Raw genomic sequence first — 18,177 nt, forward strand, 5'->3', positions numbered from 1 at the left:
GGATTTACTAAACAAACAAAGATGAGTAAATATTTATGGATCCTACTCCTGGCAGGAGTATGGGGAGAGGTGTATGCACAGGAGTATCTTACTGACCATTTTAGCGATACGGGCACGGCAGTGATATATGGGATGATCAATTCGTATGAAGCACCCCATCATGACAGCATCCGGTACCGGTGCTACACCGGGCCACTGTGGTATTATCCGGAGGGGAATGATTACCAGGAAGGCGTATGTGAAGTGCGGGCCGGGAACCTGATGGAAGGGGCGGGACCCGGTCACGAACGGGTATTCGATATTCGTCTATCCGGACTCAGGGGCCCGAGTTATGTAAAACTGAAATTGGGTGTGAAGGATCCGATACTAGACTATTACCTGATACGTCCCGGGGACACGATATGGATGAAGATAGACTATACACGGGGCCATACGCTTTTCGGAGGGGCGAATGGAGACCTGTTCCGCTGTCAGTATGAACTGCAACTGGCAATGTATAACAGCATGTATGCACGAAATTCCATTATGAAAGTGGAAGATTCGGCACAGTTCGTTCATAGCACGGAGAAGATTCTCAGGCTTTATGAAGACAGTCGGATACCGGGGCGGCGTAAGATGTTGCTGGAACCATATGGCCGGGAAGGAATAAAAGCTCTTCAAAACCGGATTGATAGAATCTGGAAGGAGGAATTCCCGCACCGGATGGATATTCTGGCGGATTATGCAGGAAAGATCGATCCGGCAACCTGGGATATCCTTCGGGCGGATATTCTGGGCGATCTATTACTGAGTGCTTATTCCAAATTCATCACAGAATATCGGTATGCGCGGATGAAAGAGGATAGTGAAACGATGGACGAATTGGACCGGTTGTTCGGAGAAAAATTGTCCGGATATGATGAACGGTTTCTACAGGATGAAGTGATTCTTCATTCACGGGAATACCGAAGGAGCCTGGAAAGCCGTGCCCAGTGCCTGGCTTTCAAAGAAGGAGGTAAGAGCATCGACTACTTGAGCAAGTTGCAAGTACCCCGTATCCGGGATGTGCTGACTGCGAAGTACCTAATTGAGAATTTTGCAGGGAGGGAGGGGATGTATGAGTGGACTAAGGAGGTTCTGCTCTCCATTGAAGATCCGTATTGCCGGATGCACCTGGAAGAATGGTTGCACCATTGGGTGGACCAGAAAGTAGAGCCTCTTTCCCTGCCTGATACCGAAGGTCGTACGGTAGATATCCGGGACCTGGAAGGGAAGGTAGTCCTCCTGGATTTCTGGTTCACGGGCTGCAAGCCCTGCGTGTGGTTCCACAAGACCAGTCTCTCGAAAGTGAAAGCTCATTTCGCGGATGAAGAAGATTTTGCCGTGCTCTCCGTATCGGTGGACCGGAGCCGGGATACCTGGCTGAAGAGCGTGGCCTCCGGCCAGTATACTTCGGATGCTGCGATCAATGTGCATATAAAGGGTCGGGACCATCCCTTCCTGAAGGCGTATGGGATCCTTGGGTACCCGACCGTCCTCCTGGTCGACCGGGAAGGACGGATGACGGGTTCGGCTGTGCCGCGGGATGCGGAGGAGATGATTGAAGTGATCAAGAGAAAATTGGATTGAGAGGTTGAGGAAGTTTCGATCTGTGAGCTACGCGTTGCGACGGGCTGTGTGCTTGGATAGAAACCTTGAAGGTCTAGCTTGTAGGGACTATAAGGAGTGATACAATTCAGAGAAAGCTTCGCGGGGTCAAATCAGAGACCCCGAAGGGTATACTTCAAGGTTGGAGTAAAGACCCCGGGGTAAAGAACTCATGCCATGCTTATGACCTGTGTTTGCTGAGTCGCGTTCGGACCGGTGATGGCAGGTCAAAGCGGAGTTCTCCGGTCAAAGGACCGGAGGGAGAGTCCCGGTGGCCGGAGGGCGACCGGACAATGATTGACAGGTTGGACAGCCCCAGGTGCGCGGCGGGTGAATATTTTTTAATTAATTAGATCAAGTTGAGAATGTTTGAAAAGGACCCGATACGTACGACTGGATTTCCGGAGCAGTGTTATTGGATTCCTTCTGTCAGTACATTGCAATTCGCCATAACACTTCCGGAGCCGGTAGGGGCTGCCCCTGTTTTTATCAGGAAAAGAAAGGATTATTTTGAAGGAGCCTGGATTGATAAAGAAAAACTTTTGGTTATGAGAGAGAAAAGACGCTTCGATGATGGAACTGGATTAGAAAGAAATTAAAGAGAAAATGAATGGAAAAATTACAGAACAATTTGAAATAAATGCTCGGCTGCGGGAGAGGTAAGTCAAAATACGGGGGTGACTAAGCGAAATCCGTCCATCGGACGGATCAGAGGTAGTAGATCTACCTCTGGTGAGGGAACCGAGGGCTCCGCCCCGAGGCTACACGAACTGAAACATGAAGAAAAGTCCTTTTTGCTTCCTTTTTTCCGCAAAAAAGGAAGGGAAAAAATACAAACCGAAATATGAAGATGCCAATGAAAAGTAAAGATAATCTGGAAATTAAAAGCAAGGTAAAACCATGACAGAACTGAATTTGGAGAAGCTACACGAAATGTAATGAAAAAAAAATACGGAACCCGGGCTCACCAATCCTCGCTATCACACAGGCTGATGCGCGGCTTAGCGATCCCTCAAAAACAACCTATGAAAACAACACAACGTATCACACTACTACTTATATTGATGAGTGCATCCTGGTTACAAGCCCAACAGGCCGTATACACCCTGCAGGGTACTGTATGGGACTCCTTGACGCAACACGTATTGGAGGGGGCTGCCGTGCAGGTGATGGGGGAAGAAAACATAGGTTCGGTAACGGATGGATCGGGTCGTTTCACCCTATCGCTCACCGAAGGAACCTATACATTGGAAGTTCGGTACCTGGGGTATAGACCAAAGCAACTACTTACGCACATACCAGGTGCCGACTCCATTCATGTGAACCTGGCCCCTTCGGGTATCTCACTCGGGGAAGTGGAGATCGTATCTACGGGCTACCAGGAGCTGCCGCGGGAGCGGGCGACGGGCTCCTTCGCTACGGTGGATGAAGAACTGGTGCAGCGAAGGGTGACGACGAACCTGGAAGCAAGACTGGAAGATGTGGTGCCGGGCCTGATCCGCAATCGGAATGCTTCTTCGCAAGATCCTTTTTCCATTCGCGGCCGGAACACGATTTATGCGAATGCCCGTCCGCTGATCGTAGTGGACGGCTTCCCCTATGAGGGAGACCTGGCATCGATTAATCCCAATGATGTGGAGAACATTACCGTGCTGCGGGATGCGGCTGCCGCCTCCATCTGGGGGGCACGGGCCGGGAATGGGGTGATTGTTATCACCACTAAACAGGGAGAATACAGTGAACCGGTGAAAATATCGTTCAATAGTAATATGCGGATGACGGAGTCACCGGACCAGTTCTATGTCCCGAGGATGAGTACAAGGGATTTTATAGAAGTGGAGCAGATGCTGTATGAAGATGGGTACTACAGAAGCTGGGAAAATTCCTTTGACAATAAACCGCTAACCCCCGTTGTGGAGTCCCTGGTTGCGCACCGGGACGGGATGATTAGCCAGGGGGAACTGGAATCCCGGTTGGCAGAGTGGAGGACCCGGGATGTGCGGGAAGACTATGAAGAATACTTATACCAACCGGCCATAAGTCAACAATATGCACTGTCCCTACGGGGAGGGGGTGAACAGCACCGGTATGCGGTATCGGCAGGGTATGATGCGAATCGTCAGGCCCTGGTAGGAAATCACACCCAACGTCTGACCCTCAACTGGGACCATCAGTGGCAAAGTAGGGACGGCCGGTGGAAAATGGGAATCCGGTCCAATTTTGTGCAACGGAATACGGAGCGGAAAAATGAGGGACCGGGCAGTATCAATTATTACCGAAACTACGGAGCCTATCCCTATGCGCAGTTGTCAGATGGGGCTGGGAATCCGGTGACGATGGTCCGGGACCACAGGGTACCGTTTATCGAAAAAGCGGAAGAAGTGGGATTGTTGGATTGGAGTTATTCTCCTTTGGAAGAGATCGGAAGGACTGTTACCAGGGACCAAAGTCCTGAATGGCGGATCGCTCCTACGGTATCCTATGAGATATTATCCGGGCTCACTGCGCAACTTCAGTATCAGTATTGGAAATCGGACGGTGTGCTTGAACAACTATATTCGAAAGAAAGCTATTTTGTCCGGGATATGGTCAACCGATTCACCCAGGTGGACGGGGATGGACGTTTGATACGACCGATTCCCTATGGGGCGATACTGGACCGGACATCGAATGCATCCCAAAGCCATTACGGTCGGGGACAATTGCAATACAATAATACGTCTTCGGGAAACCACCGGGTATCGGCCCTGGCCGGATATGAGATCCGGGACCTGGGGACGGAGGGCCGTATGAACCGGTATTATGGATATGATCCCGACCGTGCCCTTAGCCAGGCAGTAAACTTCCGGGAAGAATATCCCCAGTACGATAATGAATGGGTACCACAGAGTATCAACGATTTTAGCGGTCACGATTTATTGACCGACCGTTTTATTTCGTATTACGGGAATGCCTCCTATTTCTATAAGGGACGATATGGCTTGACGCTGAGCGGTCGCAAGGATTTGTCGAACCTGTTCGGAGTAGAGGCGAATCAACGGGGGGTACCCCTTTGGTCTGCGGGAATGAGCTGGAATGTGAGCGACGAATCGTTTTACCGTTGGTCCTTCCTCCCGTATCTGAAGTTACGGGCGACCTACGGCTACAATGGAAATATCGATAAGCGGCTGACAGCGGAAACCACAGCCACCATTATTGCAGGGAACACGAGTAATTTGAATTCAAATGAATCGTATGCCCGGATCATCAATCCTCCCAATCCGGAATTACGGTGGGAGAAGATCCAAAATATTAATATCGGTCTTGATTTTGCCACGAAGGGGAACCGTCTACAGGGCCGCTTTGAGTATTATCACAAGAACGGGAAAGACCTGATCGGGGACAGTCCGATACCGCCTTCCGGAGGCCTGACCGTATTCCGGAGTAATTATGCGGATACCAAAGGCAGGGGACTGGATATAGAAGTCGATAGTCGCAATACCGGTGGATCGATTCTATGGAAGACGCATTTCTTTGCCAGCTGGAACCGGACCCGGGTCACGGAATATCTGTTGGATGCAGCCCCGGGGGATTATGTGGCTGCCGTCCGGGATGGCGGCGTAGGGATACTACCGGTAAAAGGCAAGCCCCTCTTCCCGGTGTATAGCTACCGGTGGGGTGGACTGGATCCCCAGACAGGAAATCCGAGAGGATACTTAGATGGAGAATTGAGCACTCATTCTTCGGGGATTATTAATGGGACTACGATCAATGATTTGGTATACCATGGTTCCGGTCGCCCTATGGTATTCGGCGCGGTGCGGAATGAACTTCAGTGGAAGGGGTGGGGATTATCGGCCAATATCAGTTACCGTATGGGATACTATTACCGCAGGGCCTCTGTGTTATACAATTTGGTATTAACCGGAAGAATGAGCCATGGGGATTATGCTGACCGATGGCAGGTTCCGGGTGATGAAGCGCATGCGAATGTTCCTTCTTTACCTTCCGGTGTGAATTCGAACCGGGACAATCTCTACCGCTATTCCGAGATCCTGGTGGAGAAAGGCGACCACATCCGGTTGCAGGATGTGCGGTTGAGCTATGCGCTGGACCGGAGGAAGGTGCCGCGATTACCGATGCAACACGCCGAGTTCTATTGCTATGTGAACAATATCGGTATCCTGTGGAAGGCGAGCGATGATCCCCTGGACCCGGACTTCCGGAGCAGCCGGCCGAGGCGAAGTGTAGCGGTGGGGGTGCGGGTGGAGTTTTGAAAAGTACGGAAAGGATTACTAAGCCGTGGGTATGGATAGAGCATAAGCCGGGATTGGTAAGCCTGAAGTATTAATAAAAATCAAAATATATTCAAATAATCCCGGTCTGCCTGGCTACTATTAAAAGGTAATTCGATCTGGCAGATGGGCCTGCCTGGCTGCGATTGAAGTTAATAGGCCCGGCAGACAGGCTCCCCAAACCTGCCTCTGCTCCATGCATGTGCGCGGCTTGGCCACAAAGTGATCCCTTGGGGACGATCCCTTGAAATCATGACCATGAAAAACATGAAATACCGACTTACCGGAAGAAATGTAAAGAAAGAAGAAGGGAATAACCTGTCGGCGTCGGTAGACCTGACAGCGTTGATTCCCGAAAGAAATAATAAATATCGGGCTTACCAATCCCTGATCTTCGCAAGAGTACCTGCGCCGACGGGCTTCTGCCATAGTTTTACCAACTGAGGATGGATTCCCGTTGGGGCCGATTCCTCAAAAAAGGACAATAGTATATACAAAACGTAACGGAATATCATCACATAATTGAATTCTAAAATCACTCCGTCCTCCCCATTTTAAGGGGGAGCTAGAGGGGGTCAAAACCATAACCATGAAAAAATACATACTACACACACTCACCCTCATTCTTCTCTCCGCCTGTAACGGAGACATCGATTTCCTGGACGAACGGCCGGATAAATCCATCGTCGTGCCGGAATCGATCGAGGATTTACAAGCATTATTTGAGAATTCATCAACAATGAATAGGACTCCGGCCTATGGATTATTTTCCTCAGATGATATTTTTGTAACTGATGATGAATACGCCCGGTATTACAATGCAAAATTACGGAATGCTTATATTTGGGCGAAGGAGATTTATGAAGGGGAATCATTTTTAGATTGGAACAATACCTATGAGCAGATTTTCTACAGCGGAATAGTTTTGGATGAATTATCGGGAAAGGAAGATACCGGGGAAGTAGAAAGTCTACGCGGAAGCGCTTATTTTTATCGTGCCCATGCCAATTTTCAATTATTGCAATTGTTTGCTCCACCGTATGAACAAGGACAGAATGAAGGGAAACTAGGGATACCTCTTAAGCGTACAGTACGGGTCGATGAGCGTCCTTCCCGGGCACCCCTGGAAGAATGTTATGAATTCATTATTGAAGATTTGAAAAGATCCATTGAAAAGTTGCCGGAAACTTCCAAGTACAAAAGCCGGCCGTCGAAATATTCGGCTCATGCGTTACTGTCGAGAGTGTATTTGTATATGGAAGAATATTCCTCTGCACTGGAGTGGGGGCAAAAAGCGTTGGAAGGTCCTTTTGAGTTACTGGATTATCATGAATTGGACTCTGCAAGTAAATACCCATTCCCCAGGTATAATACAGAAGTATTGCTTCATACGGAATTTAATAGCTACACTTTTGTCAACAGTGATCGGACATTGATCGATACGAATTTACTTGCATTGTATGGTGATGGAGATTTGCGATATTCGTTATATTTTCGGGATGCTGGGTACGGACCGATATTCAGAGGGCAATACACGGGTAAAGCCCAGAAGTTTACAGGGTTGGCCCTGGATGAAGTAATGCTGAACGTGGCTGAATGCGAGATCCGAACCGGTAACATTGATAAAGGACTGCGAGTATTAAATGAACTATTGGTTAGCCGCTGGGTAGAAGGAGCATTTATACCTTATGAAGTAGATAAAGAAGATGTAGCCCTACGTATCGTATTGGAGGAACGACGTAAAAGCTTAGTATATCGTGGGATCAACTGGATGGACCTGCGGCGGCTGAACACCGATCCGCGCTTTGCCCGTACACTTTTCAGAACCGTCAATGACCAAACTTATGAACTATTACCCAATGACCCAAGGTATGTCTTTCCCATACCGAATAATGAAATACATAATAATGAATTGATACAGAACGAGCGATAAAAAAAACCGGTGCTATTTCTACAGCACCGGCCTGTTGCTAATTAAATAATTCATATAAAATATGGAATTATTATTTCCAGCGGAAGGTTCCTTCATCAAGAACTTCGGATGTCGTATCAGGTAATTCATATTTACAATTACCTTCATCTACGCACTCATAATCCTCCCCAATGGTGTAAGGAGCTAGAGGAATCCAATCTCCAGTATCCGGATCTTGTGCAAATCCATCATCCACCGTCCTCGGCGTAAACGCCAGTGCGAGTGTAACGGCCACAGCGGCGGCCAATGCGGGCAGGTGTTTGACTGTCCATTTCGAATTACTAATTTTCAAATGTTTCATGACATTTAAATTTACGTAGTCGCACCCGGTACGGTATATGGGCCCATACCGGTAACCGCTGTGGATGCGACCACAGGTTATAAAAAATAATTACGTACAAAAATCATCCGTCGACGGATGGCCGGTTTTCGGGAATCACGTGCTCTTTTCGGGTTTTGGGACGTCAGCGAAATCGGTTTTTTCTCTAAAAAAATGGGCGGCACCCCAGTGCTACATCAGCCTTTTATGTTATGGGGTGCCGCCCCTACTTACCGGGTCTTTCGACCCAGATACTACTATATGGCTGATGTATATCTTCGGACCGTACCCACAAGGTAAGGCCGATCAGTATTGTGATGGCGGCATTGACGGCTGTATGAGCTTCCCATCCCATGCGGGAAAAAATGCCTCCGCATGAGCAGGGTATGCGATCAAAAGCGCCTATCCATACCAGCCCCGTATATGTGGTAAATGCAGTCATCAGTACCAGTCCCAGTACCAGGCCCGCCATCCGGGTAATCCGGAAAAGAAGGAAAAACACTGTTATAAGCTCGGTAGCCGGTACCGCTATCGAAAGGTATTTCCCCCATTCATTGGGAAATGGTTGATTGAGAAAAGCATCCAGAGAGGATTCGTATCCCCAGGTCTTGGCCACCCCGGTATACCCGAATACGGCAATCAGGATACATACTGTACCTACGTCTATTCCTTTTTTCCAGTTCATATCTACTCTGGTTTTACCCTGGTCTCAAACCTGCTTTCGTACAAAAGTTGAAAAGCAAAGACCAATAAATTACTTGTAAAAAAAAATTTAATTCTTTTTACTAATTGAATTGATTAAAACACGCAGCCCACCCATCGAAGGTATCCGGGTTTGTAATTTAATCTAATTTTAGTAGCATCTGAATAGAAAAAATCAGGTAGTAATTATCTGATACGTCTAATGTACGTAATAATTATTATTTTAACAAATATTTTTTTATTTGAATACTTACTTTTCTGTATTTTCATGGAAATTACCAAATTAAACGGTAGGAATTAACCTATTTTGATTTTTGGTGAGTATTCGTGCCTTATCTACTAAATTCATCCTGCAAGTATGCAGGACCAGGTCATGATCTGTATGTTCATTTTCCCGTCCCGCGGATATGTGCATACGGGATTGGGGTTCAGTAATCCCGATAAAAACCGGGACCAGTTATCTTCCCGGGACACCGCATTGATTTATATAAAAATATCTGCGACCTCTACCATAACATCTTAGTGTTTTGCCCACCAGGCAATAAATACAGACATTGTATAGTATTCTGGAACGAAAAACATAGAAGATATTTTTCAGCTAACATTCGATACCCTTACAGGGGGATGAAATCCAAATGTAGGCTCACACATTCTCCTCCTGCCGGGAGCATTTGTAGCAAACGATTATGGAATTGAATAATCGCTTATTCCGGAAAGATATTCAACCCCTTCAGGGTTGTTTACAACTTTATGCGATAGCCCCGCATTTCATACGGGGCTATGCAGATTCAATCCCTTCAGGATTGGGGACGTTTTTTTACCCATAGGGCGTACCTACGGCACGCGGATTATTCTCGTTGACCCCTTTTTTACCCATAGGGCGTACCTCTGGCACGCGGATTATTCTCGTTTGACATTCTTCTACCCACAGGGCGTACCTACGGCACGCGGATTATTCTCGTTTTACATTCTTCTACCCACAGGGCGTACCTACGGCACGCGGATTGTTTTTGTGGAACATTCTTCTACCTATGGGGCGTACCTACGGCACGCATATCTATCCATGGCCACCTTTTCTGCCTGGCTGGATTTCCCATATATGGTTTTTTATGTGCACAGGATAGGGAGGGCGCACCTGAGAGAAATTAGACGATATGAAATCTGTCCCGTGAGGGACAATGCGTGGGTAAAATGGCTATCCCTTTTCTCCTTACGCATTTCCAAAGACCCCGGTGGGGTCTGAATATATTAGAATCGTAGATCAGCTCTATCCCTGACCCTGGAGGGGTCACAGTATGATCGAAAGGTCTAAGGCCCTTCCCCGCCTCTCGGCTCCGGGGCATGGTTCTTCCTCTGAAGATTACAACCTCTTTTTACGTTGCCTGCTCAATACAAATTATATATGCGTAAATCGGAATCATCTGCGGGAAATCATCCTTTGATTTTCATTCTTGAATACAACATATCTAATGCTGCGATAGGGTATTGAAAAGATCTACCTTTATATGTTTCCTCTGGCATATAGATTGTTTCGTTGACCTCTTTTTTATTCCGGAAAGATATTCAACCCCTTCAGGGTTGTTTACAACTTTATGCGATAGCCCCGCATTTCATACGGGGCTATGCAGATTCAATCCCTTCAGGATTGGGGACGTTTTTTTACCCACGCGGTGTACCTACGGCACACGATCATTCTCGTTTGACATTCATCTACCCATAGGGCGTACCTACGGCACGCGGATTATTCTCGTTTGACATTCTTCTACCCATAGGGCGTACCTACGGCACGCGGATTATTCTCGTTTGACATTCATCTACCCATAGGGCGTACCTACGGCACGCGGATTATTCTCGTTTGACATTCTTCTACCCATAGGGCGTACCTACGGCACGCGGATTATTCTCGTTTTACATTCTTCTACCCACAGGGCGTACCTACGTCATACGGATTATTCTCGTTTTACATTCTTCTACCCACAGGGCGTACCTGCGGCACGCTTATTTATCCTTGGCCACCTTTTCTGCCTGGCTGGATTTCACATATATGGTTTTTTATGTGCACAGGATAGGGAGTGCGCACCTGAGAGAAATTGGACCATATGAAATCTGTCCCGTGAGGGACAAGGCGTGGGTAAAACAAAGGTAACAATTGGGTGGCGTGCCGTAGGTACGCATCGTGAAAAAAACAATTGTAATTTCTACGAAAGGGTTTTGAAAACATACCGGTCATCATATTCTATTTCCCATTCATCAAGCAATTCGAGATATTCTTCTTGAAATGATTTCTTCCTATGATGTTCTTTTTGCAATTTAATGTAACGAATAACCTGAGGTAATTGAATTTTGGAATATGAAAAGGCACCGTATCCTTCTTGCCATGAGAATTTTCCTCTTGTCAAACCATCATTATTTATCCATGCGGAAGAACGTTGTTTTACGTACTTTATCAAATCGGAAATCGATTGATTGGGGCGCATTCCGAATAATATATGAACGTGGTCTGGCATGCCATTGATTTGAAGCATTTTGTGCCCATGTTTTTGTAGAATGGTAGTTATAACTTTATATAAATTCTCTTCCCACTTGTCTTTAATTAAACTTTGTCGATTTTGCACTGCAAAAACTGCTTGAATATGTATTTGGGTATATGTGTTTGCCATGAAATTGTGCATTGGTAAAAAAATAAAATACAAATTTTATATTGGATAGCCAAACCAGCTCCCACGCGGTGTACCTACGGCACACGATCATTCTCGTTGACCCCTTTTCTACCCACAAGGCGTACCTACGGCACGCGGATTATTCTCGTTTGACATTCTTCTACCCACAGGGCGTACCTACGGCACGCGGATTGTTTTTGTAGACCTTTATGCGATAGCCCCGCATTTCATACGGGGTGATGCAGATTCAATCCCTTCAGGATTGGGGACGTTTTTTTACCTAAAGAATTTATTTTATCTTTTGATCCCATTCACCATGGTGGTTAATGGAATACAATACAGGAATAGAACATGATGGAAAAATCATTTAAGCGGAATGTATCGCTCACCGGGCGGCTCAAGTTTACCGGACTTCGGCTGGGGAACCCCATGGAAACGGCCGCCGGGGTATGGGGGGTAAAGGAAGCATTGAAACACACCTTCAGGGAGATGGGGGTGGTAAGGTCCTCACGGGCCTTGTTCAGGATCAACCAGGAGGATGGATTCCGTTGTCCGAGCTGCGCCTGGCCGGTACCCGAAAACCCCTCGAAGATCGGGGAATATTGTGAAAACGGCGCCAAAGCATTGGCGGACGAAGCCACCCGGAAACGGATCGACGCCGATTTTTTTCAACAATACTCCGTGGAAGAACTCTCCCAGTATACCGATTACGAATTAAATGCCTTCGGAAGGATCACCGAACCTATGATCTTACGACCCGGGAAAGTCCACTACGAACCCATATCCTGGTCGGATGCCTTTGATACCATGGCCCGTGAATTGCATCAACTCGATAATCCCGATGAAGCCGTTTTCTATACGTCGGGACGTTCCAGTAATGAAGCGGCATTTTTATACGGTATGTTTGCCCGGGCCCTGGGGACCAATAATATGCCCGACTGCTCGAATATGTGTCACGAGTCTTCCGGGGTGGCCCTGCAGCATACCCTGGGTATCGGGAAAGGATCAACGACCCTGGAAGATCTTCACGGTGCGGAAGTGGTCATTATTGCCGGCCAGAATCCGGGTACCAACCATCCCAGGATGCTTTCGGCCCTGGAAAAATGCAAACGCAATGGAGGGAAGGTAATCAGTATCAACCCACTGGCGGAAACAGGCCTGGTGCGCTTTAAAAATCCCCAGAAAGTGGGGGATATGATCGGAAAGGGACATGCCATCGCGGATATCCATTTGCCGGTACGGATTAACGGGGATATAGCCCTGGCCAAACTGATCCTGAAAAAGATGGCTGCATTGGATACAGGAGATACCCCGGTGTTTGATCATGAATTTATTCGTCAGAAAGTGCAGGGCTTTGCCGCCTTGATGGAAGATCTGGATCGGTACGATGAATCATCATTGTTGGAAGCCTGTGGGGTCCGGGAAGCGCTCATTGATGAAACCGTAGCATTACTGGCCGGGAAGGATAAGATCGTTATTTGTTGGGCGATGGGCCTGACCCAGCACCGCAATGCCGTAGCTACTATCCAGGAATACGTCAATATTTTATTGGTAAAGGGAGCCGTGGGCAGGCCCCATGCCGGTACGTTCCCGGTACGGGGGCATAGCAACGTGCAGGGAGACCGGAGCGTAGGGATAATGCATTTTGTCAATGAAGGATTCAACCGACGGATTGAAGAACATATGGGGTTTAGGCCACCGTCCAGGCCGGGATTCGATGTAGTAGGTGCGATTCAGGCGATGCACCGGGGCGATGCCAAAGCTTTTATCTGCTTGGGGGGTAATTTTTTGATGGCAGCTTCGGATACGGAATATACCGCCCGGGCGATTAGCCGTTGTTCCCTTTCGGTCCAAATAAGCACGAAATTGAACCGGAGCCATCTGGTCACAGGACAAACGGCCCTGCTATTACCCACCTACGGCCGGTCTGAAAAAGATGAGAAAAACGGTAAGAACCGATTTCTTACCATGGAAAGCAGTACGGGTAAGGTCCGGCAAAGCCGCGGATTATTGAAACCGGCTTCCGGGGCTATCATGAGTGAGCCCGAGATCATCGCTTCTATGGCAGACGCTTATTTTTCCGGTGACCACCCGGTGAATTGGAAAGCGCTGGGACAGGACTATGACCGGATCCGTGCGTGTATAGATAAAACCGTCAAAGGATTCGAAAATACAGGGGTGCGTTCCAAAGGTTTTGGGTACTACCTGCCGAATAATGCCCGGGCAGGGGATTTCAGTATGCTTCCGGGGGGGAAGGCGTCATTGACAGTGAACCCCGTAGAAACCATATCCCTGGAAAAAGGGGAGCTTCTTCTGATGACAATCCGGTCCCATGACCAGTTTAATACGACCATTTATGGATTAGATGACCGGTATCGCGGCATCTACAATGAGCGAAGGGTATTGTTTATGAATCGGGCCGATATGGCCGAACGGGGGCTTCGGAACAGAGATGTGGTCAACCTGTACAGCCAGTACGGGGGCGTGAAACGGACGGCAGAGCGGTTTATAGTCGTAGAGTATGCCATTCCATCGGGGAATGCGGCGGCATATTTTCCCGAGACCAATGTATTGATTCCTATTGATCAGTTCGCCGATGGGAGCCGTACGCCGATTAGTAAGTCGATCCGGGTGCGGCTGGAAAAGGTAGAATAGGAGAATTTTTATAACTTGGCCACCGATATGAAATCGGTAACTGAAGCACTTAGCCTGGTAGAAGAATTTTCCCGGCCCTTGTCCATAGAAAACAGGGCTCTGCAGGAGGCGGCTTTCTATTATGTGGCAACAGACCTGGTAGCGCCAGTTGATTTGCCGCCTTTTCATCAGTCGGCAATGGATGGCTATGCATTGAACAGGTATGCAGGTAAGTCGTACGATATCGTAGGAGAGGTCAAGGCCGGTGACCGACCGGAAGTGCACCTGCATCCCGGTGAAGCGGCAAGGATATTTACCGGTGCCGCCCTTCCGCCTTCGGCTGATACCGTCGTAAGGCAGGAAGATGTAGCTGTTGACCGTGCGCGAATGGTGTTGGAAAAGAACCCGGAAAGAGGGACCAACATCCGCAGGCAAGGGGAACAGGTCAAGGCCGGTGAGGTAGCACTGGAGCAGGGAAGTTATCTGAATCCGGCGGCTATAGGGTTTCTTGCCTCCCTGGGGATAGACAGGGTAGAGGTATATCAAAAACCTTCGATTGCCATCGTAAGCACTGGAAATGAATTGATCAAAGGGGGACAGGCGTTGTCCCCCGGGAAATGTTATGAAAGTAATAGCGTCATGTTGAGGTCCGCACTGGACAGTTTGCACTTCCATCAGGTGGAGGTCTTCCACTGGAAGGATCATTATGAGGAGACGGTTGCGAACCTGGAGGAATTACTTTCGGGGTTTGACATGGTATTGATCAGCGGGGGAATATCAGTGGGGGATTATGACTATGTAGCCAGGGCCCTGGAAGCAGTCGGAGTTGATAATATAGTGGACCGCGTCCGTCAAAAGCCCGGAAAACCTTTTTATTTTGGTATTAAAGGGGAGACCCCCGTATTTGGATTGCCCGGCAACCCCGGAGCGGCGTTAACCTGTTTTTATATTTACATCAGAACCTATCTGGAGCGAATGATAGGGAATAGTGATTACCAGTTGCATACTTCAGAAGCGAGATCGATACGTGAATTTTCAAAAAGAAAAGGGAAAGTCCAGTTTTGCCGGGCTTATTATTCCGGCGATACGGTGGAAATATTGGAAGGTCAGGGTTCCTCCGGGTTGCAGTCTTTTGCGCGTTCCAATTCGTTCGTTTATCTTCCGGAGGATATAGAATGGGTAGCTGCAGGAGATCGATTAAAGATTATTGTATTGCCTGTCTTATAACCAATTCCCCTTTCTTATTTAATTCAGCAATTAACGGATGGTGTCAGGGATATGGTGGGCGCCCCATGAATGTGGCCGGAGCTTCAAATCCCTGTATATTCCCTTCCGGCTCCTGCAGAATCTAAACCTATTTGCCGGGCGCTGATTATTTTAACATTCCCGGGGGCATTTATTTTTATAATGTATATACTATTGCCATTTTTACTATCGTTTTAATTATGTTACTTGCAAAAAGTCGGCGGGTAAAGTTTTTGTTATTATATAAATAATGGATTGCCTTTATTAAAATAAACAACGAATAGGTGTGTGTTCGCACATTTAGTATGAAAATAGAATCAGTTTCCAAAAAAACAACTTGAAAGCAAGTGTTAGGGTATTAAAATTTTGAAATGTTAAAATTGTTAAAGAAGTGATGGTAATTAAACTGTTTAAGTAAAATAAAATACATTATTTCTATAATAAGATAGTAATATTTTGTTTTTTCAATATAAAAAATTATAATTGCACTGCTCTTTTAAAAATGCATAGAGTTTAAGTATGAGGTAAAACTAAATATCGATGTATTAAGAGCTAATTCCATTCTTTATTTATTTAGGGTTACAAATAAGAATTGGATGGCCCGGGGTTCCAAGCCCCGGGCTTTTTTATTTTCAGTCCTTCCTTTTATTTTTCAATTTCCACAAATAATTTTTTCATTTTGTCTTCAATTTATATCTTGCCTTTTTATTCTGAATTAGGAAAGAATGGAACCGGTTTGATATGGGGATTTTCCCGATTGGAAATTTGGAATTCTTTTTTTAAATACATTAAATGGAAACAAGCGCAAAGATCCCTGTGGTATCGAGGAAGATACTATTCCCTTTTATCATGATTACCTCCTTATTTTTTTTGTGGGGCATCGCCAATGATTTGACGAATCCTATGGTATCGGCCTTCAAAAAGGTCATGCCTGAATTGTCTAATTTCGAGGCGGCCCTGGTCCAGTTGGCTTTTTACGGGGGCTACGGGACTATGGCTATTCCGGCCGCATTGTTTATCAGGAAGTACAGTTACAAGTCCGGAATTATGCTCGGTCTCGTATTGTATGCGATAGGTGCATTGCTATTTTATCCGGCTGCCTCGTATCAGGAATACACTTTTTTTCTTTTGTCGCTTTATATTTTAACCTTTGGACTGGCTTTTCTGGAGACGACCTCCAACCCGTATATTTTGTCCATGGGACATAAGAAAACGGCCACACAAAGATTGAATTTATCCCAGGCATTCAATCCAATGGGGTCCCTGCTGGGCATGTTGGTAGCGCAGGTTTTTGTTATTGAAGCATTGCGTTCCGACGATTATTCGCTTGAGGCGTACAATGCTTTACCCGCTGCGGAAGCGGCCCAGATCCGCTTGAATGACCTGGAGGTGATCAGTGGCCCCTATATCGGGCTGGGGATCCTGGTCCTGGTCATACTCCTTATTATTTCATTTACCAAAATGCCTTCCAGTGGAAGTGATGAACCCATGTCCGTCAAAAGTTCTTTCCAAAAGCTAATGCAAAATAAAAGGTATTATGAAGGGGTTATTGCGCAGGCATTTTATGTCGGGGCCCAAATAATGTGTTGGACTTTTATATATCAGTATGTAGATCATATCAATGAAAGCCTCCCGGAATCACAACAATTAACGGCGACCTGGTATAATATGGCTGCGATGGTATCCTTCCTGACCGGACGCTGGATATGTACCTTCCTGATGAAGTTTATAAATGCAGCCAGGTTGATGCTGATTTTTGCCTTATTTGCCATCCTGTTTAGCGCCGGGGCCATCCTGTTACCCGGTGTTTTGGGTTTGTATTCCCTGGTGTGTATCTCGATCACCATGTCCCTGATGTTCCCTACGATTTACGGTATTGCACTCAAGGACATGGGCGACGAAGCAAAGTTGGGCTCGGCGGGATTGGTCATGGCTATTGTAGGCGGCGCGCTCATGCCTCCCATCCAGGCCAGTATATTGGATTGGGGGGGACCCGGATTTTCTGATGTTTCCGTATTGGGTTTTATCCCTGAAGTTAAATTTTCTTTTATCTTACCGTTAATTTGTTTTGTAGTGGTAGGAGCCTATAGCTTTCGTTCCATACGTAGCGAAGATTAGTATTTTCGGTACGTATCATTGAATGGTCTTCTTCAGGCTCGGGGTTGCCACTGTTTATAAAGGAAATAAGCACTATGCTGTTGAAAATTGCTATGGTATTTATCGGCGGGGGACTGGGCTCGGTTTTGCGCTTCGCCTGTTCGAGTGTTTTGTATCGATGGGCAGGGGGCTGGCCGCTTGGAACCTGGTTTGTAAACCTGGTAGGTTCCTTCCTTATTGGATTGTTTGCCGGTTATTTGATGAGTGGTGATTCGGGGAATTATTGGTACCGGCTATTGCTTATTACCGGGTTTTGTGGTGGATTTACTACGTTTTCTGCCTTTTCTTTTGAAAATATACAGTTGGTACAGGAAGGAATGTTTCTGAAGTTTTTTCTATATGCTGTGTCAAGTGTTTCCCTGGGACTGCTTTTTGTTTTTTTGGGATTGAAAATTTCCCAATAATACCATAATAGAAACCCTGATTTTCCTGCTTCCTTCCGAAATGATACCGGTGGAGATTATAAATATATTCCCTGCATTAAACCTTTTCTTCTTTTAATCGTCCAAGTATTTACAGACAGCAGGTAATGCTGTTGTATGTCCCTGATGATTGTTAAAAAACGTTAATAGATGCTATGTGATCTTA

General features: G+C 46.8%; 13 protein-coding genes. 10 read left to right on the plus strand and 3 right to left on the minus strand.

What is annotated here, in order from left to right; translation table 11 throughout:
- Positions 1–21 precede the first annotated feature (21 nt).
- From LVD47_RS06970 to LVD47_RS06990, 5 genes are all read left to right on the plus strand, one after another.
- The gene (locus LVD47_RS06970) at positions 22–1,608 is read left to right on the plus strand and encodes a TlpA family protein disulfide reductase (protein WP_236974845.1); all 1,587 of its coding nucleotides are present in this window, start codon (positions 22–24) and stop codon (positions 1,606–1,608) included.
- A gap of 383 nt (positions 1,609–1,991) precedes the next feature.
- Positions 1,992–2,225: a hypothetical protein gene (locus tag LVD47_RS06975; protein WP_236974846.1), complete on the plus strand. Its 234-nt coding sequence runs from the start codon at positions 1,992–1,994 to the stop codon at positions 2,223–2,225.
- Positions 2,226–2,651: 426 nt separating this feature from the next.
- A complete protein-coding gene (locus tag LVD47_RS06980; protein ID WP_236974847.1) occupies positions 2,652–5,882 on the plus strand; it encodes a SusC/RagA family TonB-linked outer membrane protein in 3,231 nt (1,076 codons plus the stop codon).
- A 276-nt stretch (positions 5,883–6,158) separates the two neighbouring features.
- The gene (locus tag LVD47_RS06985; protein WP_236974848.1) at positions 6,159–6,344 is read left to right on the plus strand and encodes a hypothetical protein; all 186 of its coding nucleotides are present in this window, start codon (positions 6,159–6,161) and stop codon (positions 6,342–6,344) included.
- Positions 6,345–6,489: 145 nt separating this feature from the next.
- Complete coding sequence (locus LVD47_RS06990; RefSeq protein WP_236974849.1) at positions 6,490–7,833, plus strand: RagB/SusD family nutrient uptake outer membrane protein; 1,344 nt, start codon at positions 6,490–6,492, stop codon at positions 7,831–7,833.
- Positions 7,834–7,903: 70 nt separating this feature from the next.
- Here the strand turns inward: LVD47_RS06990 and LVD47_RS06995 are convergent, their stop codons facing one another.
- Positions 7,904–8,173: a hypothetical protein gene (locus tag LVD47_RS06995; RefSeq protein ID WP_236974850.1), complete on the minus strand. Its 270-nt coding sequence runs from the start codon at positions 8,171–8,173 to the stop codon at positions 7,904–7,906.
- Between the two features lie 244 nt (positions 8,174–8,417).
- A complete protein-coding gene (locus LVD47_RS07000) occupies positions 8,418–8,876 on the minus strand; it encodes a MauE/DoxX family redox-associated membrane protein (protein ID WP_236974851.1) in 459 nt (152 codons plus the stop codon).
- Between the two features lie 753 nt (positions 8,877–9,629).
- Between LVD47_RS07000 and LVD47_RS07005 the strand changes: the two genes are divergently transcribed.
- Positions 9,630–10,136, plus strand: coding sequence for a hypothetical protein (locus LVD47_RS07005; RefSeq protein WP_236974852.1), 507 nt, complete (start codon positions 9,630–9,632; stop codon positions 10,134–10,136).
- Positions 10,137–11,091: 955 nt separating this feature from the next.
- On the opposite strand, the gene tnpA is transcribed toward LVD47_RS07005, so the two are convergent.
- Positions 11,092–11,553, minus strand: coding sequence for an IS200/IS605 family transposase (gene tnpA, locus LVD47_RS07010; RefSeq protein ID WP_236974853.1), 462 nt, complete (start codon positions 11,551–11,553; stop codon positions 11,092–11,094).
- Positions 11,554–11,907: 354 nt separating this feature from the next.
- On the opposite strand from tnpA, the gene LVD47_RS07015 reads away from it, so the two are divergent.
- The 4 genes from LVD47_RS07015 (at position 11,908) to crcB (ending at position 17,993) form a co-directional block, all read left to right on the plus strand.
- A complete protein-coding gene (locus tag LVD47_RS07015) occupies positions 11,908–14,208 on the plus strand; it encodes an FdhF/YdeP family oxidoreductase (protein ID WP_369427755.1) in 2,301 nt (766 codons plus the stop codon).
- A gap of 27 nt (positions 14,209–14,235) precedes the next feature.
- Entirely contained in the window at positions 14,236–15,414 is a 1,179-nt protein-coding gene (locus LVD47_RS07020; protein ID WP_236974855.1) for a molybdopterin molybdotransferase MoeA, read from the plus strand.
- Between the two features lie 810 nt (positions 15,415–16,224).
- Positions 16,225–17,550, plus strand: coding sequence for an L-fucose:H+ symporter permease (fucP, locus tag LVD47_RS07025; protein ID WP_236974856.1), 1,326 nt, complete (start codon positions 16,225–16,227; stop codon positions 17,548–17,550).
- A 74-nt stretch (positions 17,551–17,624) separates the two neighbouring features.
- Entirely contained in the window at positions 17,625–17,993 is a 369-nt protein-coding gene (crcB, locus tag LVD47_RS07030; protein ID WP_236974857.1) for a fluoride efflux transporter CrcB, read from the plus strand.
- Positions 17,994–18,177: the final 184 nt, after the last annotated feature.

Origin of the sequence: Membranihabitans maritimus, assembly GCF_021729145.1 — a bacterium.
GTDB classification, from domain to species: Bacteria; Bacteroidota; Bacteroidia; order Chitinophagales; family Saprospiraceae; genus Membranihabitans; species Membranihabitans maritimus.